The organism is Photobacterium sp. GB-72, assembly GCF_003026095.1.
Classification (GTDB): domain Bacteria; phylum Pseudomonadota; class Gammaproteobacteria; order Enterobacterales; family Vibrionaceae; genus Photobacterium.
The window spans coordinates 228928-253348 of sequence record NZ_PYNV01000005.1 but is presented as its reverse complement, the minus strand read 5'-3'; the positions used below and the strand labels follow the sequence as shown (position 1 = coordinate 253348).

The following is a 24421-nucleotide window of genomic DNA, read 5'->3' as shown; positions in this document are numbered from 1 at the left end:
TGTATTTATCGACATACCTTTATCGAGGGGTAATTGCGGATAAAGACATTCTGTATATCAATAATGAACAGGTGACATTTCGTTATAAAGATAGCCAAACTCAAACGATGAAGACACGCACGTTACCTGTGTTGCAATTTCTCTGGTTGATATTGCAACATGTGTTACCAAAAGGGTTTCGACGAATACGTGATTATGGTCTGCTGCGGGGTCATGAAAAGAAGCTGCTTCAAGCAATCCAATTTATGTTCATGATAGCCGGGCAACTAACGTTGCCCTCACCGAATAAAACGGTACGTATAAAAGCCCAACCCTTTTGCCCCTGCTGCCAACATGTCATGCAATTAACGGGGATATTTCGACCCAGATAACCGACGTTCAATAATAAGGATAATGGCTTTCACGCTTCATAATTAAAGAGGATTTTATTATAAATCAGAGTATTAAAATGATTGGTTCACACCAAGGATAACGCTCGACTTCTTTTTGTCATCACCCTTCATGATATTTCCAATATTTACTTATATAAGGTGGCTTGGGCTTGTCCAACACTTCGGATAGGTGTCGGCTTCGCGACACCTATCCTTATTTGTTAGTACTTTGCTCGCCAGACCATGTCTGTAAAATCCAATGATTCTCGAATTTTACTCACATCAGTTTCTAATTGTTTATTCCAACTGTTGTATGTCTCACCGCATGCGGAGTACAAACCAGCAAGAGCTGAATCCTCAACTTCCGATAATATCTGATACTGCTCAGCACCCACACCACTATTAAAACTCTGTTCTGCGTAGAAAGTATCTATTTTCGCTTGAGCAAATATAGCAGCAGACTCTTCATATAGTTGGTTCGATAGCTTTGCCAATTCGTTGGACATTAACATTGGGTTATCCCTTGATGCTGAGTTTATTTTTTGAATAATTTCAGCGAAAGGTCTTGGGTCTTCATCAAAGTATGCAAGTGTATCTGCATTATCTAGAGAGGCGTCATCTATCTTTTTCTTAACTAGAATTAGTCCTTGATATAATTTAATCCTTTGTTCGAATAGATCTTGATATTTTTCTTTTGATATTGATGTAAATGCCTCATGCCTAAGCATCTCTCGTTGTAAATCGCGCTTTGCATCATCAACTTGCTTTTGTAGCTCTCTCTTATGTGCAGCAAGTTCACCATTGACGATCCGCTTTGTCCAGATGTTAGCCAAAAAAGTACTTAGACCAACGACAAGCACAGCAGTACCGCCGAATAGAAGTACAACTTGATTTATTATTTTTATAGTTACCATTTCTGCTTATTCCAAATCATAGTACTAACAGTATATTAATAAGCATTCTTACTTTCGCGCAAAAATATACTCATAAAATACTTTAACCATACTCGATATAATCGTTGCATATTATGAACTTGCTAGCATTTTCTTACATTCACCGATTTAAAAGAGGGTGTAAAAAAGTAAGAAATGTAATTAATAAGTCTTATTAAAAACAGAACTCATGCAATAAAATCACTACGGCTCATTAAACTGTTTATATACACAGCAACTAAAACTAATCTAAAATCACGTTAATAGGATATGAATGAGTAAAAGTTCTAACAAGAAATGGGGCACTTCTGATTTATGAAGTGCCAACGGTGCATTGTGATCACCAAGCGATTCTGTCGTACCCTAACTACCAAGCGACTTTGTCGCTTGCTTAATTACCGAGGGGAATTGACGGTCTCCACTTTACGTAACTCTTTGACTATCAATATGGGCTAGTCAGAGGTGTGTTGGATGCTAAGCTTCGCGCCTGCCGTCATGATCCCATTGCTGTCGTTATTGTTATATAGCGCACAACTTTCCATTGATAAACAGCCACACTGAATACAACTGCCTAACTGAGTTTGAAGTTGTTTTAACTCATGCATTTTATCTTCAAGCTTTTGATGCCAAAGGGTTGAAAGTTGTTCCCATTGTTCTTTTTTCACATTTTCGTTTAAGGGAATATGCGCCAAGGCTTGCTTGATTTCTTGTAATGTTAAGCCAACATTTTGCGCTGCTTTAATTACCGCTATACGGCGCAGAACAGAGCGCTTATAACGGCGCTGATTGCTCGCGGTTCTATAACTAAGAATGAGTTCTTTTTGTTCGTAAAAATGTAATGCCGAAACACTCACGCCTGCGCGTTTCGCAACTTGTCCTACACTCAATTCCATTTGATTCTCCACATTACATCGTTATTTGTTCTTGCAGCCAGCTTTTAAAGGCTCGATATTTAGGCCGTGTTTCCATTCCTTTCATGTAGGCAATATAGTAGCTTAAATCTGATGCTATCGCTGAAAAGGGGGTCACAAGTTGGCCTGTTGCTAATGGTTTTTTATTAACCGTTGGCGTCCGATAGTAATGCCTAATGAGTTTATTGCTGCTGTTATATACAAGTTACGGTGATTAAAGTGATAGGTTTTTCGGTAATAATCAATATCACTATTATTTACTGTTAGCTATGAGGGCCACGCTTTCGATTGTGTTCGATGTATAAATGTTGCAGCTTATAAGCCCGTTATATCTTTTTTAATTAATCCTAACTCTAAATATTTAATTCGATGGCTTACCGCACTTTGAGATACAGTTAAATATGATGCCGCTTTGGTAAAACAGAGCTCTCTGGCAGCAATATTAACCACATGCATATTTGCCATTTATTTATTGCTCAATCGTGATAGTTGATGCTGGGATTGCACAACAGCGAGTATTACCCCTTATTTTTTTTCTTGCTCTTTTCAGACAGTTCCGTTGTCTTGTCTTTTATCTGATTGACACAACAGTTGCCAATCACGCCGTCTTTTTTCGCTTTAATAGAAAGTTGAATATATAAAAATATGATGAAAAACAGGAATAACACCAAAGAAATAACAATATAGAGTGGAAGTAATTCATCGTTACTCATTGCTTTACCTCATTAAATTAAAGTGAATATCATTTAATATAATAGATAAATGTAATAATGTTAGTTTATATTTACTGTAAAAGTGCAAACATAAAAATTAATTTTTTTAAATAGCTTTAGCTTTCATTATTAATGGGCTTGATACCTAAACCGTCAAAATATGAAAAATATAGATGAGCATTGTGCTATCGCAACTTATTTAAGAAATGAAGTTATAAACTCGTACTACGGAAATATTGACTTTATCTAAGTAAATATCAAATAAGAGTGAATGGCGTTAATCGAGGGTATTTCTTATGTTTTGATTGTTTCTCGTCAGAACCATGTTGACAAGAAAAGCCGATCTTACGATCGGCTTTTTAAATAAAGGGCGAATCAGTTAAAGCTTGCCTTTAGCCACACCATACGGTGGTCGGAAGAAATATCTTTGCCTTTTCCTTTACCAATGCGTTCATCGTTCATCAGTAAGTATCCAGCTTCATTCGGTGCTGGCCAGTAAACACCAGAATCAACAATGTTTAGATTACTTGATGGGATAGCGTGATCCACTTGTAAACCAAATGTACTGGTTATGCGCTCTGGGTGTGGGTTATCTTGGCGACATTCACCACTTGGGAAGCAGTATTCAGCACCAAAGCTTGTCGGAACGTAAGCGCCATTAGTGGCTTCTTGATTCACACGCTGGTGCTTTAATAGGGTATCAATGGTTTCGATAAAACCGTCACCCGCTTCAGGATCGGCATTAAGATCACCCACAATAACAAACTTGGCATTATCAGCTAAACCGCCTTTTGTGCCTTTGTCATCATAAATAAACTCTGCACCATCAATGTAATCTGTCCAGAACTGAATTTCATCGCGGTTTTTTTGTTTATTGTTTTCAGTCACTGTGTCAAATACCGGTGGCGTTGGGTGCGACATTAAAATATGTACCACTTGTTCGCCTGATGCTGTTGGGATTATGACGGGTGCATCAACATGGTTTTTCGATGATAAACGGACTTGATTCCATTCAGCATCGGTGTACCAACTATCACCACAACGCATACCTGCAGGAATTTTATTTTTGTCATCGTTGCAGTTAGTAATGGTTGGGTTCGTTGCTGTTGGTAAGTCTTTCCACTTAAAGGTTTGGAATGTACGGGTATTCGCATCATCAATTTTAAATTGAGACATTAGCGCAAATGCATACTGCCCGTGGTATTGACCAAAGCCCCACGCATCATTTGGACCGCTATTTACTTTACCGTCGTTATTAAGATCTAAGCCGCTCATTAAACCCGTGTTCGTGGCATAACTTTGGCTAAACGGGTAGTGAATGGGAGATAACGTATCACCACCATCAATGCTATTTAGGCTTTGTCCTACCGCTAAGTAGTTAGTTTGGAATCCATTTAAAGCGGTAAGATCATCGCCTGTACCGTCGTTATTGTATTCAGCCAGTAAAATAATATCAGGACGTTGGCTTTGAATAATGGCTGCAACGTTTCTGATTTGAATGATCTTTAGTGCTTTCGCTTTGTCGTCTTCACTTAGCGTATTTGCATTAAACCCATCGACTAATGTTTGTTGCTCCGAAGGCGTGGTTAGCATTTCATCGACCAGTTGTTCAAACGTAAAACGGTCGAATGATAAGTTGAATGTAGCAATAGAAACGTTGTTAACAGGGATAACATCATCATTGCTCTCAAATACACAGCCTGTAAGAAGAGCAGATGAAATAGCAACAGCAGCAAGAGTCTTAATTAGTTTCATTCAATAATCCATATTGTTGAAAGGAATTTAGGCGGTAAAGCGTCGAGCAGCATAGTACCTATTTAGTGATAAATAAGTGTGACAATGGCACGATACTATGTAACTAATAGTGATGATTTGCTTTGTTTTTTCTTAAATTATGCTCGATATCTCAAAAATGTTGTGAGGGGGGATAGTATGTGCGTCTTCGAATACTTAAAGAGATAAATATTTTGTGTCGTTTAAAACCGGAACAGTCTCTTTTTTTGTTCCGTTTTTAAATGGCGTAAAGCTCCTAAAATAAAATCATCAAATAACAGGAGCTAAATCATGAAATTTTATAACCAAATTAAAGAAATTATTAACTCATCAAAACGTCACGATAAAAAAACAGGATGGCTTGCTCGTTTGATATATATTAGTCCTGCACAGCGATTAGAAAGGCTGAACACTATTTTTGGCTCAGATCAGTTTTCTAAAGCCAGACCACTAACGCTTAGCCAGCAAAAGAAGTTTAATGATAATTATCTGAAGTAATGTAAGGATCTCTCTGTATGAGCCGACGAAAACTGGAACTATATGAAAATATATTTAATCGTGTCGGTCCTGGTAAAAGCAAGGTCACTATTGTAGAGATCGCCGCTTACCTTCATTGCAGTGAGCGTCATGCGAGAACCTTATTAAATCAAATGACAACATTAGGTTGGTTAACCTGGTCACCGACTGTGGGGCGAGGTAATAAAGGGATCCTCAATTGTTTACTGGAACCGATACAGGCGTGCCACAAAGAGATTGATAAAGCGAATGACAACAGCAATCTCGATTTGGTTTATAAGCTGGTAGGGTTTAATGGACGAGATACCGCCGCTGGCTTATGGCAATATTTATCACAAGCGGTGACAGAGAAACACAACACGATCCTGGCGCCTTTTCATCGTTGTATGAAAACGTTACATCCCCATTTTATTACCGAGCGTACTGAGCGCCACTTTATCTCTGAGGTTTACCAAACGTTAGTTGAAGATAAAGCGAATAAGCTGACAGGTAATCTTGCTCATTTTTGGGAAAGTAATAGCAATCATACCGTTTGGACTTTCTATCTTCGGCCTGAAACCCTGTTTCATGATTTATCTGTTCTGACTGCAGATGATGTTGTTGCAAGTTTTAAAGGGCTTATCCATTCAGCGCAATGGCAACGATTGTATGATCATATCGAAAAGGTTATTGCTGTTTCTTTTGATGTGGTTGAAATTCATTTATCTACCCCAGATCCTCTTTTTATTAAATTACTGTGTCGTGCTGAAACCGCGATCATGCCAAAACAGTTCGTATTTGCTAATGAATCACATTTTAGAGCCATTGGCTCGGGACCTTTCTTGTTAGCCGTAAATTCGAACAAACTATTACGCTTGCAACGCTTTTCACAATATAACCGTACATCAGCATTAATTGAGAAAATTGAATTTTGGATCCACGAGAGTTGGGCCGAAAGAAAGAAGTGTTATCAGAACTTTTTCTTTTTAAATGACAGTTTAAACGTGTATGAGACGGGCTGTGATTATGTCGGATCGTTTTATTGCTTGATTACAAATAAGCAATTACAAACGCAAGACGTTAAACAAAATCTAGCAGCGGCATTTTTAGGCGATCATAATCAAGCCGGTAAAAAATACCCTGTTTATACGATAAGTCATGAGAATAATCGAGAATGTCGAGAGTATTCAAAACAGTTAATGTCCTATTTTGATAAGCCTGAAATATTGCAGACGAAAGAAGTAAAGTTTGGTCAGTTTCTTGATGGCGTTGATGTGTCGATTTTAGGAATAAGAAAGGAAGATAACAAGTACACCAGTTGGTTTGCTTTTTTAACGTTATATCCGCACTGGGCATCGGTATTGACCTTTACCCAGCAAGATTATTTACAACAGCAGATCGCTGCGATCCGTATTGAAGAGGATGTGTTACGTCAACAAGCACTGATTAGTCACGTTATGACGTGGTTAGAGCAACAGCATATTTTATTTGAAATAAAGCGTGAAGGATTAACCCTCTCGGTACCAGAGCAAATTCGAGGTGTGGAGATCAACGCCAATGGATGGTGCGATTTTTCTAAGTTGTGGATCAAACCAATGAAAGTGAAATCGGTTGTTACAGCGTCAATGGAAAGTCTGATCGCTAAATATTAATCAAAGAGTTATTAAGTAATCAATACATCATTATTTCTTCTTGACCTCAAGCTTACTTGAGGAATTAAAGTGCTCACATATTTTTAAACAAGAAGGAAAAAACAATGAAAGGATATGTAGAGCACATCAATATAAAAGTATCTCAGCCAGAAAAAACGATTCATTTTTTATTAACAGCGTTACCTGAATGGACGATTCGCGGGGAAGGGAAAATTGATAACTGGTTTGGTCAACCGATGCATTGGTATCACATTGGCGATCAAGAGAGCTATGTGGCGATAGGATCTGGGGGGGAAGGTCAGGTGCCTGATTGGCAGGGAAATGCATCAGGCATTAAGCATGTTGGTATTGTGGTTGAACGTATTGATGATGCGGTTGCAAAGCTGAAAAGTGCCGGTTATGAAGTGGATCATTGGAGTGCAGAGCATCCCTATCGTCGCAGTGCTTATTTTATCGATGATAACAATTTAGAGATCGAGTTTATTGAATATTTGACCGATGATCGTGCACTTAGAAACGATTACAGCCAATAATGGCGAAATGAAATAAGACAAGAAAGGAGAGCGCCTGCTCTCCTTTATAGATTGAATACAAGCGCTATAAGTATACCTTTCCACGCAGATATAAAACCGCTGATCCGGCAATAATAATGCGATCATTATCGATCATTTTACACTGTAAAACCCCACCTCGTTGTGAGGCTTGGTAAGCGGTTAATTCTCGTTTACCAAGCTGTTTAGCCCAATATGGCGCTAAAGCTGTGTGGATTGAACCTGTCACTGGATCTTCATAACCGCCATTGGCTGGCCAGAAATAACGAGACACAAAATCGTATTGTGTCGATTGTGCAGTGACAACGATATCGTGAGGGGCGAGCTGTTTAAGCTGCTCTGCATCGCAAACCACATTTTGTACTGCTTGTTCATTGGGTAAAACAGCAATATAGGCCTGGCGATTTTTTAGCACCTTGGTGGGCGTAATAGATAATCCCTTGAGTAAGGCGGCTGGTGGTTCAACGTCTTCACCAGGTTGGCAAGGGAAGTTCATTTCAATATTGCCATTTGGGGCTTGTTTTACTGTCAGTGTGCCAACTTGCTCTGTGGTAAAAGTGATCTCGCCTTTAAGCTGGTAAAACTGATACAGAACAAAGGCAGAGGCAAGCGTTGCATGACCACAAAAGTCAATTTCAGTCAGAGGAGAAAACCAACGGATCGCATAAGTATTATCGCCCGTTGGTTTAATAAACGCCGTTTCAGACAGGTTATTTTCAGCAGCAATACGCTGCATTAATGAGACGTCTGGAAAAGTGGCAACGGGCATGATTGCCGCAGAATTGCCTTTGAAATGTTGGTCGGTAAAAGTATCGACAACGAAAATATCCATATCGTGTTTATCCTGCGTGTGCGTTAAGAATTGACCAGTATGTCTTGTCGGATCAATTTTTTGTTAATTTTAAATAAAAGTTCGCGTTCTTCATTTGTGAGTGGCGCAAAGAAGTCTTGATTGAGATTAGCAATACATACGGTGGCTTTTTGCTCGATATCTTTACCTTTATCAGTAATCACAAGATAGCGGGCTTTTTTGTTTTGCTCTGATTTATGCACGGTGATTAAGTCACGTTTAATACAGTTATCGATTAAACGTTTAGTCACTGAACGTTCACGGTGTAGTGCATCGGAGACAGCTTGCTGCGGCACTTCGCCCAAATAACTGAGCACGCGTAGTGCACCTAACATTTCTAACGTAATATCAAATTCCGTCGCCAAGGCTGAATTGGCAATACTACGAAATTGCTTGTAGGCTAATCCCATCGTAAAAGAGACACTCTCATTAAGAGAAGGGATATCAGTGTAGTTCTGTGACATGACGTTTCTTCGCCGTAGTAATGAAATAAAACAGAGCCAATATACCTAAAGTACAGCTAAGTTCCCATCCTCGAAGGAAAGTACTACTTAATCCTAACTCACTGTTGGTCATATAAAGTTGGATCGGTAGCATGGTTGCGAGCAAAATATCGGGATGTAACTCTTGGTGTGGCCCTTCATCGGTATAAATTTTGTGACTGATCATGTAAATCAGTACAAATAACCCCAAACCATAAACAATAATATTACTTTGATAACCAGCGATAAGTAACATAAATATCGCCGCAATAGCACACCCGCCGACTTGCGTAATAAAACGAGATTTAACGATTTTTAAATAGGCTTCTCGACTGGTTTGAGTTGCTGCTGCAATGACTGGCACCATACAAAATGCGCCAGAAATTAGATTTACAATCATTAAAAAACCCAGTCCTAAACCAATCAAACTCACTGATATCAAGCGTTGTTGAGCGGTGACAGGGGTTGTTTTCGGTTTGAAAAAGCCCGATTTTGGTTTCGGTGGTAGTAGCCAAAAAAACAGCTTAGTTACACAGATACTAACCACAATCGCTAACCCCACTTCGTGTAAACGTTGCGGCATATCCATATTGGTGTGTAGCGCAAAAACAATATTTAAAATCCAGTTAATTGTCGGCATAAACAATGCGCCCACTTTAGCGGGAGAATCTGCCCTTTTTCTTAGTTGGTCGAACAGTACGATACTGATCGTCCAAATAATAAAAGGGTGATCACTAAAAACTTCAGACACGAAAACCGCACTGTAAGCAGAGAGCAATACCAAAGCGAACGTTTTGCTTAATCCTTTCCAACTGTAGTCTTTTACTTTCGTTGCGATGATGATCGGAAATAAAGCAAAGTAAACATGTGAATTTACATGGAAAAGCTTTCCGAACATCATACAAATACACACAATTAAGCTAGTGCGTAGTGCATCTGTACTGATTAACTGTTTCATACTTTACTCACCTGAGTTGCTTCTTAGTAGATGTAGCGGAATAGGGCGATGAGATGGATCCAAGCATTGCTAAGCACATCTAAAATAGGATTACCATTAAGCACAATGACACTTGCGCGAGAGCCTGAAATCACATCTTGCTGTGGTACGTTGACGGCAATGCGAGTACGGATTTTTTGTTGTTCGCGGATCCAACGTGTGTCATTAGTAACGGTTGATAGTTGTGTCAATGGATTGCTCGCATCAAAAATAGCACGATCTTGATTTTCGATTTCGCCTTTAAATACTCGACCAGGTTGAGAATCAAAACTGATCAATACATGATTTTTAGGTTGTAAATGGGCAATGCCTTTTTCGTTAAAGTCCGCACTTAGCCAACTGTTTTTTGCATTCACAAGAAAAAGGATCGGGGTACCTTTATTAACATAAGTCCCTGCATCTAATTGTAAATTGCTCACAGTGCCAGCTGTCTGTGCAACAACTGTAGTATTGGATAAATCCCATTCAGCGCGTGCTAATTTTGCTTGTGCGAGTTCAACGGCTGCGGTGTTTTCCTTACCTGATAGTGTCGCTTTGATTTTTAGCACATCAGCTTGTGCGGCAGAAATAGCACTTTTAGCGACATCAGCAGTACTGATCGCATCATCAAGCTCTTGTTGGGTCGTTAACCCTTTACGGCTTAATGCTTGGTAGCGATCCAATTTAATTTGCGCATTTTTCCACAATGTTTTTTTCTGTAGTACCACTTGCTGTGCAGCGACGAGTTGCTGCCATGTTCCTATATTGGCTTCTTTTGCTTGTTGCAATTCGGCTTGTGCTTGATCGACTGCAATTTGATAAGGCTTTGGATCAATAGAAAATAAAGGTTGGTTAGCATTAACGTGTTGACCGTTACTGATATAAACATGGGTGATATTTCCTGATACTTCAGGAGCAATGTTCACCACTGATTTATAGAAAGTGGCTTGTGTGGTAAATGGCGACACATTATCAGCCATTAAAAGGAAAGCTGATAATGATAAAGCGAAGCCGATTACGGTATATAAGAGAATAGAGTAAATGTTCGTTTTCATCACTTTTGTTACCTATACAACAAAACTATGAGGCGATTGTATACTTAGTAATGTTGTATGTGCAACATTAATTAGTGTTATTTATTTTAGTGATGGTGTTGAAAGAGGAGTTTTTGAGTGTGGGGGCGTAATAAATAGGATTCTAGCTGCTATATTTAATTGGGTAATTTGTTTTATAAATAGGACGTTAATAGCGTTTGAGTTTATTTTTGCATTTTTTTCTATATGTGAATTTGCCTAATTGGCGTTTATCTACCATATTTAACTTAACCTGTATTGAGATAGTTACTCGAGCTTACGGAGGATTGGAGCTGTTTTTAAAGACTCACGGATACAGGTATCAGTGATTATTAATAGACCTCTTAGACCCGTTATTGGTAGTCACTCAGTTGCATCGCGCAACATGTGAAAAGTAGACAAAGTAATACATGTAAGAGCAACAAAGTAACACCGTAAAAATTACACACGTAAAAGCTACATACGTAAAAGCTACACATGTAAAAGCTTCTAAGTGACTACTTAGTTGTTAACAATTTGGTAAGTGACACCTTTTAAAAATTTGCTTCTTCGCCAATATATAGCGGTCCGCACAAATATTGTGGGACACGGCAAGCTCAACGTAATGAGTGGCGAAGCGTAACAATATTGGTGTGCCGAGTAAGTACACTAATAGCAACACCAAGCCGCACTGCAATAGTGCGGCTTTTTATGTTTAGCGACTTATTAATAATTCATAAAATTACAATAATTATTAACTCTTCCTATTGAAAATTATAAGATATTGAAAATAAACTTAAAATAAATGTTATCCACAAATTCAGTGGGTAACTCTGAACTGTGGTTGTTTAAGGTGGTTGTTTTTTTGCCATTTAACATGACAATTTTAGTATGTTAAATGGCGTAATAGTTAGGAGCGAAATCTCGATGCGTATGGCGAGTAAAGGTAAGTGTGAATTGTCATAAAGATAAGTTGTGATGACCGTATAAGGCTTTTGCTTGTAAGTATTCTTGATTACCTTCTTTGATGTGTACTTGAGTCTTAATCACTTCTACTATCTGAATATTATGTTGAGATAAGTCTTTAACTTTTTTAGGATTATTGGTAATTAAGCGGACTTTGTTGATACCCAGTGCGTGTAATGCGTCGGCGGCTTCCTTGAAATCACGAAGATCATCATCAAAACCTAAATGGTTATTTGCTTCATAGGTATTCATGCCTTGGCTTTGTAATTGATAAGCATCGAGTTTATTGTATAAACCAATCCCACGGCCTTCTTGACGTAGATACAAAAGAATCCCACCAGATTGGCGCATTTTTTCTATCGTTTCATTGAGCTGCTCACCACAATCACAGCGAGAAGAATGAAAAACATCACCGGTTAAGCATTCAGAGTGCAGACGAACTAAAGGAACGCTTGCCGCTGTATCTGCTTGTTTAAAAATAATTGCGACGTGTTCTTTACCTGAGTTAAAGCCATGAAATGACAATAATTCAGCAGGGATATCACTTCGTTGCCCTATTTTAAAAGGAACTCGGGCTCTTACTGTGACCATAATATCCTCGTACTTCTATTTGAGTTAATTACTTTGGAAGGAAAATGGCTATGATTCAGTAGGTATAATAGCCATCATAATGTGTGAAGATAAGGTATCTAAGGTTCTATCTCTGCTAACACGTTGATCATTTCGAGTGCACTGAGGGCGGCTTCTGCGCCTTTATTTCCCATTTTTGTTCCAGCACGTTCAATGGCTTGTTCGATGGAATCTACCGTAAGGACACCAAACGCGACCGGAATTTGATGTTCTAATGCAACTTGCGCTAAACCTTTATTGCATTCACCTGCAACATATTCAAAATGTGGAGTACCGCCACGAATAACAGAACCTAAAGCGATGATGGCATCATAACTACCTTGTTTCGCAAGTTGTTGAGCCAATAAAGGCAGCTCATAAGCCCCTGGACAATGTACAATGGTAATATTGGTTTCTTTAACAAGACCTTGGCGTTGTAGGGCATCTAATGCACCAGACAATAGGTTGTCATTGATAAAACTATTAAAACGAGAAACGATGATGACAACATTTGCGTGGGGTGCTGTGATCGCACCTTCAATAATATTCATGAAGCTTCCTAAGTGTATTTATAAAAACGAACGATGAATCAATAACATTTGAGTGTTTACTAGTTACAAATATATTCAACAACCTCAAGATCAAATCCTGATAAAGAACGATATTGTTGGTTTTGTGAAGACAGTAAACGAATTTTGCGTAGCCCTAGTTCAGATAAAATTTGCGATCCTAAACCAATTTGTCGGGACTGTGGTGTGGTAGGCAAGGGAGCAATCGCTTGGTGCTCTGAAGCTAACTGGTTTACTTGATTGATGATCATCGTTGAGGGTTCTATTTGGCTGATGATCACTAATACGCCACCGTCGGCTTGAATACGCTGCATGGCCGCTTGTAGGGACCATTGTGTGGCGCCAGTATGTAAAATATCTTTCAGTGTATCTTTGACATGCACACGGACTAAGGTTTCAGTATCAGGGTTAATATCACCTTTACATAAGGCGTAATGGAGTTGATTGTCAATGGTGTCACGGTAGGTGATCAAGTTGAACACACCATATTCAGTGCATAATTCACTCTCTGATAAACGTTCAATATGACTTTCTAGTTGGGTTCGATACTCGATTAAATCGGCAATTGTCCCCAGCTTTAAATTGTGCTTTTGCGCAAACACTTCAAGTTGAGGTCGGCGTGCCATTGTGCCGTCTTCATTAAGAATTTCCACAATAACACTAGAGGCTTCAAGCCCTGCTAAGCGTGCAACATCACAGCCTGCTTCAGTGTGACCGGCACGAATTAATACGCCACCATCTTGCGCCATTAATGGAAAAATATGCCCCGGCGAAACAATATTATCAGCACTGGCATTAGGAGCAACTGCTGCTTGTACTGTCTTCGCACGATCACTGGCAGAGATCCCAGTCGTAACATCGGTGGCGGCTTCTATTGAAACGGTAAATGCAGTTGAGAATTTATCGTGATTATTTTGTACCATTAGCGGTAAATTTAACGTTTTACAGCGATCTTTGGTTAACGTTAAGCAGATCAACCCACGCCCATGTGTTGCCATGAAATTAATCGCTTCGGGAGTAATCATTTCAGAGGCAATGATCAGATCGCCTTCATTTTCACGATTTTCATCATCCATCAAGATAACCATTTTCCCCTGACGGATATCATTAATGATTTCTTGGGCGCTACTTAAAGTCATAACTGGTCCTTTTTATCAACAGCGTAAATGAGTTATACGATAAAACCGTGCTTCTCTAATAAAGACATAGAGACGTTAGTGTTTTTTTTGGATTCTTGTTTATCAATGCTGACTAATCGTTCGAGGTAGCGTGCCACCATATCAGCTTCAATATTGACCTTTTGACCAATGGTTGCATTAGCAAGTGTTGTATTGGTTAACGTATGAGGAATAATGGTTAATTTAATGACATTCTGATAGACAGCATTGATGGTTAAGCTCGTTCCATCAATACAAATTGAACCTTTCTCTGCAACAAACTTCTTCAGGTGTATTGGTACAGTTATCCAAACCTCAATGGTGCGACCCTTTTGCTTTAATTCAATAATGTCGCCAATACCATCAACATGTCCGGAAACAATATGACCACCTAAGCGTGTAGTGGGTAACATGGCTTTTTCTAGGTTGATATTTTGTCCGACGTGGTAGCTGTGAAATGCGGTACGCTTTAACGTCTCTTTTGAAAGATCGGCAACAAACCCAGTTGGAGTTAATTTAGATACGGTTAAACAAACGCCATTACTAGCAATGCTATCACCAAGTTTTACGTCCGAAATATCAAGCTTATTGGTATTGATAACCATTGAAATATCGTCATTATTACGAATAATGGCGCTGATATTTCCAATTGCTTCTATTATTCCTGTGAACATACTATACCTACAAAAAAACTCTATTTATCAGGTGCAAGCCAACTGTTACCCAATAAATAGAGTAAATATAATGAGTAATGACTGATTTAGATAAAAACCATCAGTAATGATATGAACGATTTTTAACTACATATAACTAAACGCATCAGAATACATTTTCCCGACATTGGCTTTTTTCTGAGTTGTAAAAATATCTTTTGCATTTCGGCTCATACCGAATGGCCCGCAAACATAAATATCAAATTCAGATAAGTCGGCAAAATCATCCATTACAGCATCAATAACATTGCCGATTTTACCGTCCCACTCTGTGTGTACATGCTCGACAACGGGCACATATTTCACATTGGGAAGCTGGGCTTCTAATGACTTAAGTTTTTGATCTGCATAAAGCAATTGGCGATTGTTCACACCCCAGTAAAGGTAGATAGGTTGTGATAGTTGCTTGTCAATACAATGATGAAGGATACTATTGATATATGATAAGCCTGTGCCGCCAGCGATAAGTAGCAGCGGCGATTCACTTTCATCACGTAACCAAGCATCACCATGTGGCGAATCTATCTTAAACTCGGTTTGATGAATAAACGCATCGTTAAAATACGAAATTGCTTCTATAGCAGTTTCTTTGACTGAGCCGCCAACATGCAATTCAATTAATTCATTACAGTTTGGGCTGTTAGCAATAGAAAAAGGCAGCTGTTTATTATTCAAATAGATAATAGCGTATTGCCCGGCTTTGAATTGAAAGCATTGGTCTGGTTTGATAAACACTTTAAAAACATGGCTATCAGATGCTTCAATTTTTGTAATTTTGCAATTAAAAATCATCATTCAGTCCTGCTACTTATTTCAAGCTGGTCGCCATCGATAATGAACAGCCTTTTTGTTCACGGGTATTTAAACGGCGAACAATTTCCACGGTTGTTCCTTGGTGTGGATCGGGCTCTTTGATGTTGTGCACAATGCCAATATCGTCTGTAACAATAAAGGTTGGGTAACTCGTCGATGATGCATCCATGTAGCTCATTAAGCCTTCCTGACCATCTTCAACAGGCGTCATAGTGACAGGATCAAGTGCACGAGCATATACCCATGGTGGAACATGTTTGCGTTGGCGGTTATCTTCAAAGAAGCAAGTATTTAGTTCTACTTGGTTAAAGGTGTCACGAATTTGGCTTTCGTGGAAAAGGTTGAAAGTTTCCATTAATAACTGATTAAAATCTTGACGATTAAGTGCTTCTTTTTGTTTTGTTTTCCAGCCGCCACCAGTGATGATGAACATGTGAGCACCAGCATTAAATTCAATGTTGTGCTCTTTCATATAAAGCGCTAATAAATAAATAAAGTATGGAGGGCCAATTAAACAAATGCCTTTTCCTTTACGCTGAATAGCCTTTAACGACGTGATGGTTTGTTCAAAATCAATTTCATCTTCGTCTACTGTAAACGTCGTTGGGTATAACAATTCAACTAGGCTCATGACATATTTGAACCAAACATTTTTGGCGCTGAAGCGATCAGGTCCCATATTAACTAGCTCTAGTTGGTGTTCATGGAACTCACCTAGATACTTCATGCCGTAATTTACAGAGCCAAGCAGGCGTTCGATGCTTTGGCGATCACGGGCAATATGGCTTTTTATTCCACTTGTGCCGCTACTGGTGAACCAATTTTCAATATTAGCTTCATCGGCAGTATGTAGCTTAGCGTATTTGAACATCGAAGTAGGGAATACCGGAATATCATCGATTGATGTAATTTTTTCGTCTACACCTTGGGCATTACAATAATAACGGTAATCTTCATTATTTTTATAATGGTAGTGGAATGATTCCATTATAAATTTCTGCTTTAATTTTTCTTGTTCATCATAGGTTAAGTTAAGTGGTGATGATGAGAAAATAATATCATCAAGTTCTGAACTAACAATAATATCGTTAGTATCAACATTTAATAATGTAGTCATATTAAACCTTAATAAAAAAATAATGGCAGTGTAATAAATCACACTGCCATTTATAATGACAATGATTGGCGAAGTCTTAATTTAAATTAACTTAATTAGTTAAGATTGTAATCTTTTCGATAATTGATAACTTGTTTATCAAAATTAATCATTAATGATTTTTTATCCTCTTGAACTTTCATTGATTCAAAACAAAATAAGAAATCGACTTTATTATCTAAACCTTGAGCAATATCAACAACGTGAGATAAGCACGTATCGTAATTTCCTGCCGCATTACTATTGATGATTTCATCAATCGATGCCTCTGCTTGGGTGTAACAGAGGTAATTTTCTAAGTAAATGCTTAGCTCAGCTTTGGCTTGCGTTGGGTTCTCATTCACATTGATAAATAACATTAATCGATGACGAATATCGGTGATATTGATATTAAACTTAGCCGCGGTTGTCTCGTAATGTTTTAATAAATCAATGCGCTTTTTTTGGTTATCATCCCACTTAAACAGAAGTGGCACCCCATATTTAGCTGCTTTTTCAACGGTTTCGTTGCTGGTGGCTAAAATATGAACGTTATTACCAATACTAACAAGTGGAGCTAGTTTCGTTTCATCATGATAACTTTTATCTATGTGGTATTCGCTAAATGCAACAACATCATAGATGGATGTATCTTCATGAATAATACGTAATGTTTCTAACGCATTATTCATGGTTAATGATGGATCTTGCTGTCCTACATGATAAAAATTAAGGAAGAAGACGCCATAATTCCATTTTGTCATTTTATTATCCTGAGACTTATTATTATAGATTTTTCTTGATTTTGTTATTAACCATATTAATAAGGTCGATGACAGCTGCTTTATTTTTCATAGATTCAAAAGATAACAATACATTCTTTGAACCTGTTATTTCTAAAGCATATTTAGTGGAGTCATAATATTCATCTTCTGTACCTACCGCGTGTTGCTTAATTAGCTCTTCAATTTTTTCTTCTTGATCTGCATTTGGGTAAGCTTCTGCAATATAATCGCGGATATAGTCACGCATTTCTTGTTTAGCAATATCGCTATCTGTATTTAGATTAACAAGTAATGGGAATTGGTGATCAATATTAGTAATATCGACATTATTTTCAGCCGCGACAGCTAAATAATGTTGATAGTAATTTTCTTTTTCAGCTAGGGTGTCACTCCAGCGGTAAGTCAGCGGCAGGCCTTTGATCGCTGCCCACTCAACCACGCCCATACTTGTAGCTAAGATATACTGTTTTAGGTTTTCTTTACTAATACAGTGTGGGTTGATAGAGATTTTTGGGAAGTTATAAAAGTCATTATTAGCATGACAGTAGTTAGTAGTAATACCATCATTTAAAATGTCATAACAAGCTTCAAATTGCTGTTGTTGACTATCGCGTTGGCGCTTAAAGAAGTCCATCTCGAAATCATTAACACAATCACTTAATCCTAGAATAAAACGTCCATCAGACATTTGATCAAGCAAGCTTGTTTCTTCTGCAATACGTACCGGATGGTGAGTTGTGATAACTTGATTCAATGAACCAATATGAAGACGTTCGGTTAAACCGAGTAAAAAACTTGCAGCTGTTATAGGAGCACCTACGATACCGTTTTTAGAAAAATGGTGTTCGTTAATGAAAGCGGTATTGAAGTGGTACTCGTCTTTATCGACCAATGCAACAGTGTTGATCATGTTGTCGAGTACGTCTTCAGATGTCATACCTTTAAGCTGAAAGTTTAGAAAGAATAATCCAAAATTCATGTTATTTTCCTTATTTATCATTTAATTCAAGATGTTAAATCTAGTGGTTTATTTCGGATCTTTTAGGTATGGCGCCACTTGTGTCATAAAGCGTTCCATAGAAGCAATGATTTCTTGCTCTGAACCGTTTGCTTCAAAACCAAGGGTAATATTTTTGATCCCTGTTGCATCAATATCGCGTTGCATGATTTCAATACATTTTTCAGGTGTGCCAACAGGGTTAAGGTTATTACTGTAATCAAGACGACGGCGGCTATCGGTATGGCCTTGTAATACAAAGTCACGCCATTGACCTTTGTGGTAGTCATAGCCACGAGTTTGGTTACTGTCTTTAAAGATATTTGTCGCATTTGTGTAAGAGTCATACCAGTTTGATAAGAAGTCACGACATGCACTTTCTGCTTTTTCTTGATCGTCATTAACAGAACAGATGAAGGTCATACTGTGGTCGATATTCTTAATATCGTGACCATGTTCAGTTGCAATTTCATTGTACAGTTCCATCTGTGCTTTTTTCTCGCTGGTCGTGATGATCCAACTTAGCACCATAGGCAAACCACGTTCTGCTAACCAAGTTGTTGTCGCGGCAGATTCGGCTGTCATACAAGTAGGGATTTTGTCTGAGTAGGCTTCTGGATAGACATTTACATCTTGGAATTCAATATTTTTACCATCAGTGTGTAAAACACCTGATTTTGAGCCGTCCATGATCATTTTATGGAAATCTTCAGTGATCGAACGGGAATCTTCCATCGTAACACCGAATACCCGGAAATCTTTATGGTATAAACCACGGACTACGCCAAAGTTAAAACGACCTTTTGACATTTGATCCAGTAGCATTAGATCTTCCATTTGACGGGCAGGGTGAGCTGTTGGAAGTACGATACCCATTGTGCCAACGTTGAGTTTTTTGGTACGACCAAGAATATTGGCACAAGCAACATATAGGTTACCGGTTAGGCCAAATTCAGTGAAATGGTGTTCAAGCGTCCAGAAGGTATCGAAGTTTAATTCTTCTGAAGCAACGCCAAGTCGAACAAAGCGATCCATGACTTCTTTATGAGATTCACCTGGTGGCTGGTATGAGAAACAAATATTGCCAAATTTCATTATATTTTCCTTTTAATGAATAAAATATGTATTGGTTTAAGCGCTAGCGAACATTTCGTTTTCAATTTTATTTTTTAAACGACGTTCATTAACTGTAATAATGGTGAGATCTTCAAAGTTTGGTTCACTAATATCGTCCGCTAAATCGAGTACTTCACTGTCTAAGCCTATTGCGGCTTTGGTTACCGATTGGTAGAAATTACGCAGGACGATCAGGTTCTCACCTAAATCATGTGATGAACCAATTAATGAGTAAATTTTGGTTTTATCTGAGTTGATATTTCCGATTAAGTGTTTCACTTCTTCTTTGCAGACCCAATTATCGCCATTTGAAACAAAGGCAATAAAAGGAATATCTAGATCTTTAGTTTTATTTACTGTTGAATCTAAAGTATCCCAACTATTATCAAAACAGTCAGTCACAAAGACTTTTGAGCCTAAGTTATAACCTTCGAAATTTAAATCTTCAGGGATATCATTAATTTCCATTTGTAGATAATCATAATCAAGTGCTTTCTCAAGTGTGCTTCTTAAATTAACAACACCAACAGCCGTAATGAGGAATGATAATTTAATCTCAGTAGCAACATCATAGGCAATACGAGCAGAAAGACTTGAAGCAATTAGTCCAATTTCATTAATACCACGATCATTTAGCCAATCAATGACTGTTAATAAACTTTGTTTGCCAACAGACATAGAAAACTGATTAATTTCACCACTACTTAAGCCAACATGATTTAATGAATCATAACGAATAACATGAAAACCATTATTTGCTAAATATTCAGCAAGGCCAGCGAAATGGTCCATTCGACGGGCAAAACCAGCTGCAATAACAATCGTATTATTGCGCTTAACCTCTTGATTTTTAGGCAGAGTTTCCCATACGCGGATGTGACGATTATCACCTAGGTTAATAACGTGATCAATAGGTGCTGAGGTTTGAGTATTGTTCATAATATTTCTCTTTTATGGTACAAAAACGAGGAATTTATCTTCTTCTAGGTAACGCGTTTGTTCTATTTTGACTGCGACATCTTTAGTGGTATAAGTCGATGGTCTTTCATGTGAAATATATTTAACAAGACGCTGAAGTGGACGCATACCGTCATGTGCGCCACCCACTCGAAATATATTATTCATACCTGATTCAATAATACGTTCCGCACCGTGTGCCGCTAATGTATCTCTATATTTAAATGATGCTTCCCATGGTGTAATTGAAACTGTTTGGGTTACATTATTTTGAAGATAGGGAGTAATTTCCGAAATATCTTTCACGTGATGAATATACGCAGAACGAGATAATGGTTGATTACCGAATGAACCCGCTGGAGATTGCGTTAATAACCAAGACTGCTCGTCACCTTTTTGCACTTTATATTTGGCAAATAAACATTCTCTTTCTGTTAAAGAAAATGCGCCCTTTTCATCGAAAGATTGATCGCCTTTGGGCAGTATGTCTTTATAGATGTTTAATTGCTGAGTTAGCTCTGCAAAAAAAGTATCGATATTGTCACCCATGTAATAGATATCTTGGGTAGAGAAACAAGCTTGTTGATCATAAAAACAGATGTCGTGAGCAACACCAATGGCAGCTGCTTTAATATCTGTTGGGTTATCAACAATCGAAATACTTTTCTTTGGACCAAATTTAAGAATATCAACGTGTGCTGGGGTATGTTTTGTTGCCCATTTGATTGCATCGTTACCCCCCCAAGCCACAACCACATCTGCACAGCTCATGATTTTTTGTGGAATAGTGATATCTTCACTATGTGACCAATACATGACTGACATAGATCGAGTTATTGGGTGGTCGGCATCGGTATCAATAAAACTTGAAGCCAGTGCGGTTGCGGTAAATGGATCAGCAGACGATGTTTTAATGATGCATTCGTTTTTAGTTAGAATAGCGCGCAGGATAGATGTCACACCAGACAGCGGAACGTTACCCGCTAATAAATGGATAGACTTGCCTTTTGGCAGCGCCTTGACATAGCAATCACCTTGGGGGAGCCATTCATCAACGATATGGCGAGAACTGAGATCATTTTCAACAATGTCATACAGCGCACTTTTGCTACATAGGATCATCGAAATCCAGTTCGCTTCTAGTTTTGCCATCTCAGGAGAGTAGCCCATGAATTTGACTAGATCGCGAATATAAGTAAGGCGACGGCTATAGTTTTCACTCTTCCATTTTTGCCCTACAGTATACAAGAAGTTAACTATCTTGTTGATATTTAAGTTATTTTCTATTTTTAGTGAGGTGATCGCCTCAGCATCAATGTCTGTAATGATAGGTACATTGACGGTGTTATTGTTAAGCGTAAGTTCGCGGACTTCATGTTCTGACGTGTCTCGAACTTCGCCTCCAATAATCAATGGGATCTTCTTAATCATGCAATCTCCGTTAACATGCTGTTAAATTCTATTCCTTTTAGGGATGCGTTAATGCCCCTTAGGAACAAAAATAAGGCTAGATGAATAATTATTACCATGTAAGTTGATTTTTATTTGTTTATAAATATTCGAGATTTTGATCACACTATAAAAACAATTATTTTTAACTCTTCATATCCACATCTATTATGTCTAGCTTTTTCGACATTTTTTCCGTCTTTTTTTTGGTCAATAATTGCTCATTTCTTGGTTTTTAATATTTTTACGGAGTGAGCTTAGGTATGTTTATTTGTGTTTTTTTATCGTTGAAATTTTATTTTTTTTATTTTTACTCCGATATTTATCGAATTAAAATGTATTTCATTTTTTGTTTGTTGATAGGTTTGTATTTGTGGGGATAAATATTGCTACAAGTAAATAAAAAAGCAATATTTTGCCAATAATCACTGCTTTTTATTGCTTTGTTTTTTATTAACTATATGTTTTGTTGGGGTTTATTTTTGCTTAGTGTGCATGTTGTGGGGTTGAGGGGGTTATCATGCTCTGATATTTAAATGTGTAAAAAAAGCGGTGTGATAAATGGGTGATATTGATATTTCCCATTTTAATGTTATTGGTGATTTATAATTAATACAAGTGTGTGAATTATATTTCTATATTTAAATTTTTGTGATGATATTAAAAAAAATCTTGTGCTTTATTTGTATTTTAATCTCAAATTACTAAACTCTTGATGAATCTATTGGCATACATTAAGAAAAAATATAAGAGTCTAGAAAAGGAGACATTGATGTTTAGAGGTATTGTTCAAGGTCGTGGTGTTATTAAATCCATATCAAAAAGTGAAGATAGTCAACGACATGGTATTGTATTCCCTGAGGGTATGCTTGAGCTTGTTGACATAGATACTGTAATGTTAGTAAATGGTTGCTCCTTGACTGTCGTGCGTATTTTAAACGATACGGTGTACTTTGATATTGACCAAGCATTGGGTACGACAACATTTGAGAGTTTAAAGGAAGGTGATCAGGTAAATCTTGAGATCCACCCTAAATTTGGTGAAGTGGTTGGTCGTGGCGGATTAACAGGGAACATTAAAAGCACGGCATTAGTGACTGGGGTAGAAGAGGATGAAGCGGGTTTTTCAGTATTTATTGATATTCCTAAATCGTTATCTGAAAACTTAATGGTACAAGACGACATTGGTATCGATGGCGTTTCTTCGCCGATCACTGATATGTCAAACAGTGTTATTACATTGCATTACCCTCGTGATTTACTAGCCAATACTAACCTTGCGATGTTAAAAAAAGACGTGAAAGTGAACGTTGAAATTTTAAATGAATGGTAGTGATTAAATTCTGCTATTAAATATAAGCGCATTATTTTAATGCGCTTATTTGTTTTATTTTAAAGCAGTTGGCGCAGTATATAAGTACCACATACTTTGTGGTGTACAAAAAAAGGAGGTGGTGTATGGAAAAAAAAATGCCGACATTCCATGTCGAAACGTTAGACGAATCAAAAACATACCATCATCATGATTATCCTCAGATTATTATAGGATTAATGGGGCAAAGTGAACTGTCGATAGAAGATAGTTCACTTTGTCTTTCTTCTGGTATGGGATGCCGAATTAATGCCAATGTTAACCATGGTTTTTGTGGCGGACCTAACAACCAAGTTTTAGTGATGAATTTACCACCATTGATATCAATGACTGATGTGGAACAGTTCAGTAATGGCAATTTCAGCTTAGATGCACGTACTCATCAGCTTATTTCATTGTTAGCGATTGAATTAAAAGAACATGCTCAGGATAGTGTGTTATCACAATCGATCAGTAACACCTTACAGTGCTTAATTAATCGTAGCTTAATGAGCTTTGATGAAAAAAAAGTAACACGTCTAAATATGGCGCTTATTGATAGTTATATCCAGCAGAATATTCAGAAGAAGATCTCAGTGGCTGATCTATCCAGCATTGCTTTTTTAGCACAAAGCCAATTTTATGTCTTATTTAGAAAGCAAATGGGGATAACGCCACATCAATATGTATTGCGAAAACGATTAGAGTTAGCAAAGCAATTGATTGCAGAAACTCAAAAACCGTTATCGGAAGTTGCACAATTATGCGGATTCTCAAGTCAAAGCAGCTTTAGTCAAGCTTTTCGCCGTCTATACGGGACATCTCCCATACGATATCAGTTCTTTATTCAATAAGTTATAAGTAGCACTTAGCAGTAATATCGCGCTATATGGGTTAACTATATAGCGCTTTTTTATGTGTGAGATCTCGTATTATTCATTGTTGGAGAAAAAATAAAACATCCCGTAGGAATTCATAAGACGAGATAAAATTTTATCCATACTATCTACAGGCAATAACAGATTAATAACATGACAGTGTTGTTT

26 protein-coding genes are annotated in these 24421 nt (G+C 37.8%); 6 read left to right on the top strand and 20 right to left on the bottom strand.

The annotated features are described in order from the left end of the window. On the top strand, positions 1-371 hold a 371-nt coding region (locus C9J40_RS08880), incomplete at its 5' end, for a transposase (protein WP_199188069.1). A 221-nt stretch (positions 372-592) separates the two neighbouring features. Here the strand turns inward: C9J40_RS08880 and C9J40_RS08875 are convergent. From C9J40_RS08875 to C9J40_RS08855, 5 genes are all read right to left on the bottom strand, one after another. After that, complete coding sequence (locus tag C9J40_RS08875; RefSeq protein WP_107246560.1) at positions 593-1285, bottom strand: hypothetical protein; 693 nt, start codon at positions 1283-1285, stop codon at positions 593-595. 470 nt (positions 1286-1755) lie between these two features. Further along, positions 1756-2196, bottom strand: a complete 441-nt coding sequence (soxR, locus tag C9J40_RS08870) for a redox-sensitive transcriptional activator SoxR (RefSeq protein ID WP_107207431.1) — start codon at positions 2194-2196, stop codon at positions 1756-1758. A gap of 333 nt (positions 2197-2529) precedes the next feature. Further along, positions 2530-2679, bottom strand: coding sequence for a LysR family transcriptional regulator (locus tag C9J40_RS22240; RefSeq protein WP_233217700.1), 150 nt, complete (start codon positions 2677-2679; stop codon positions 2530-2532). A 53-nt stretch (positions 2680-2732) separates the two neighbouring features. Further along, positions 2733-2927 carry a hypothetical protein gene (locus C9J40_RS08860; protein WP_107207430.1) on the bottom strand — a complete coding sequence of 65 codons (195 nt, stop codon included), beginning with the start codon at positions 2925-2927 and terminating at the stop codon, positions 2733-2735. A 375-nt stretch (positions 2928-3302) separates the two neighbouring features. Beyond that, positions 3303-4682, bottom strand: coding sequence for an endonuclease/exonuclease/phosphatase family protein (locus tag C9J40_RS08855; protein ID WP_107246558.1), 1380 nt, complete (start codon positions 4680-4682; stop codon positions 3303-3305). A gap of 309 nt (positions 4683-4991) precedes the next feature. Here C9J40_RS08855 and C9J40_RS08850 point away from each other — a divergent pair, with 309 nt between their 5' ends. The 3 genes from C9J40_RS08850 to C9J40_RS08840 all read left to right on the top strand — a co-directional run bounded on the left by C9J40_RS08850 (position 4992) and on the right by C9J40_RS08840 (position 7380). Then, positions 4992-5198, top strand: coding sequence for a hypothetical protein (locus tag C9J40_RS08850; protein ID WP_107246556.1), 207 nt, complete (start codon positions 4992-4994; stop codon positions 5196-5198). A 17-nt stretch (positions 5199-5215) separates the two neighbouring features. Further along, positions 5216-6847, top strand: coding sequence for an SgrR family transcriptional regulator (locus C9J40_RS08845; protein ID WP_107246555.1), 1632 nt, complete (start codon positions 5216-5218; stop codon positions 6845-6847). A gap of 104 nt (positions 6848-6951) precedes the next feature. Further along, positions 6952-7380: a VOC family protein gene (locus tag C9J40_RS08840; protein WP_107246553.1), complete on the top strand. Its 429-nt coding sequence runs from the start codon at positions 6952-6954 to the stop codon at positions 7378-7380. Between the two features lie 64 nt (positions 7381-7444). Here C9J40_RS08840 and C9J40_RS08835 read toward each other — a convergent pair whose 3' ends face one another. From C9J40_RS08835 to C9J40_RS08765, 15 genes are all read right to left on the bottom strand, one after another. Beyond that, positions 7445-8230, bottom strand: coding sequence for a PhzF family phenazine biosynthesis protein (locus C9J40_RS08835; RefSeq protein WP_107207425.1), 786 nt, complete (start codon positions 8228-8230; stop codon positions 7445-7447). A gap of 23 nt (positions 8231-8253) precedes the next feature. Continuing rightward, a complete protein-coding gene (locus tag C9J40_RS08830) occupies positions 8254-8712 on the bottom strand; it encodes a MarR family winged helix-turn-helix transcriptional regulator (protein WP_107207424.1) in 459 nt (152 codons plus the stop codon). Beyond that, the gene (locus C9J40_RS08825; protein ID WP_107207423.1) at positions 8693-9688 is read right to left on the bottom strand and encodes a DUF2955 domain-containing protein; all 996 of its coding nucleotides are present in this window, start codon (positions 9686-9688) and stop codon (positions 8693-8695) included. The genes C9J40_RS08830 and C9J40_RS08825 overlap by 20 nt, the downstream gene beginning before the upstream one ends. Before the next feature lie 23 nt (positions 9689-9711). After that, on the bottom strand, positions 9712-10761 hold the full coding sequence (locus tag C9J40_RS08820; RefSeq protein ID WP_107246552.1) for an HlyD family secretion protein: 1050 nt from the start codon (positions 10759-10761) through the stop codon (positions 9712-9714). Positions 10762-11718: 957 nt separating this feature from the next. After that, positions 11719-12315 carry a GTP cyclohydrolase II gene (gene ribA / locus C9J40_RS08815; RefSeq protein ID WP_107207421.1) on the bottom strand — a complete coding sequence of 199 codons (597 nt, stop codon included), beginning with the start codon at positions 12313-12315 and terminating at the stop codon, positions 11719-11721. A gap of 98 nt (positions 12316-12413) precedes the next feature. Beyond that, the gene (gene ribE / locus C9J40_RS08810; protein ID WP_107207420.1) at positions 12414-12884 is read right to left on the bottom strand and encodes a 6,7-dimethyl-8-ribityllumazine synthase; all 471 of its coding nucleotides are present in this window, start codon (positions 12882-12884) and stop codon (positions 12414-12416) included. A 59-nt stretch (positions 12885-12943) separates the two neighbouring features. Continuing rightward, positions 12944-14041 (bottom strand): bifunctional 3,4-dihydroxy-2-butanone-4-phosphate synthase/GTP cyclohydrolase II, encoded by a 1098-nt coding sequence (gene ribBA, locus C9J40_RS08805; protein WP_107207419.1) that lies wholly within the window; start codon positions 14039-14041, stop codon positions 12944-12946. A gap of 32 nt (positions 14042-14073) precedes the next feature. Then, positions 14074-14733 (bottom strand): riboflavin synthase, encoded by a 660-nt coding sequence (locus C9J40_RS08800; RefSeq protein WP_107207418.1) that lies wholly within the window; start codon positions 14731-14733, stop codon positions 14074-14076. 126 nt (positions 14734-14859) lie between these two features. Further along, positions 14860-15567 (bottom strand): NAD(P)H-flavin reductase, encoded by a 708-nt coding sequence (fre, locus tag C9J40_RS08795; RefSeq protein WP_233217699.1) that lies wholly within the window; start codon positions 15565-15567, stop codon positions 14860-14862. 13 nt (positions 15568-15580) lie between these two features. After that, positions 15581-16702, bottom strand: coding sequence for a long-chain fatty acid--CoA ligase (locus tag C9J40_RS08790; RefSeq protein ID WP_107207416.1), 1122 nt, complete (start codon positions 16700-16702; stop codon positions 15581-15583). 95 nt (positions 16703-16797) lie between these two features. Continuing rightward, positions 16798-17484 (bottom strand): LLM class flavin-dependent oxidoreductase, encoded by a 687-nt coding sequence (locus tag C9J40_RS08785; protein ID WP_107207415.1) that lies wholly within the window; start codon positions 17482-17484, stop codon positions 16798-16800. A gap of 22 nt (positions 17485-17506) precedes the next feature. Then, entirely contained in the window at positions 17507-18484 is a 978-nt protein-coding gene (locus C9J40_RS08780) for an alkanal monooxygenase (RefSeq protein WP_107246550.1), read from the bottom strand. Between the two features lie 48 nt (positions 18485-18532). After that, positions 18533-19597 carry an alkanal monooxygenase gene (locus C9J40_RS08775; protein ID WP_107207413.1) on the bottom strand — a complete coding sequence of 355 codons (1065 nt, stop codon included), beginning with the start codon at positions 19595-19597 and terminating at the stop codon, positions 18533-18535. A 36-nt stretch (positions 19598-19633) separates the two neighbouring features. After that, a complete protein-coding gene (locus tag C9J40_RS08770) occupies positions 19634-20557 on the bottom strand; it encodes an acyl transferase (RefSeq protein WP_107207412.1) in 924 nt (307 codons plus the stop codon). 12 nt (positions 20558-20569) lie between these two features. Continuing rightward, positions 20570-22006 (bottom strand): aldehyde dehydrogenase family protein, encoded by a 1437-nt coding sequence (locus C9J40_RS08765; protein WP_107207411.1) that lies wholly within the window; start codon positions 22004-22006, stop codon positions 20570-20572. 790 nt (positions 22007-22796) lie between these two features. Between C9J40_RS08765 and C9J40_RS08760 the strand changes: the two genes are divergently transcribed. Together C9J40_RS08760 and C9J40_RS08755 are read left to right on the top strand one after the other, a co-directional pair. Further along, positions 22797-23357, top strand: a complete 561-nt coding sequence (locus tag C9J40_RS08760) for a hypothetical protein (protein ID WP_158259298.1) — start codon at positions 22797-22799, stop codon at positions 23355-23357. Between the two features lie 125 nt (positions 23358-23482). After that, positions 23483-24229: an AraC family transcriptional regulator gene (locus tag C9J40_RS08755; protein ID WP_107207409.1), complete on the top strand. Its 747-nt coding sequence runs from the start codon at positions 23483-23485 to the stop codon at positions 24227-24229. Positions 24230-24421 lie beyond the last annotated feature (192 nt).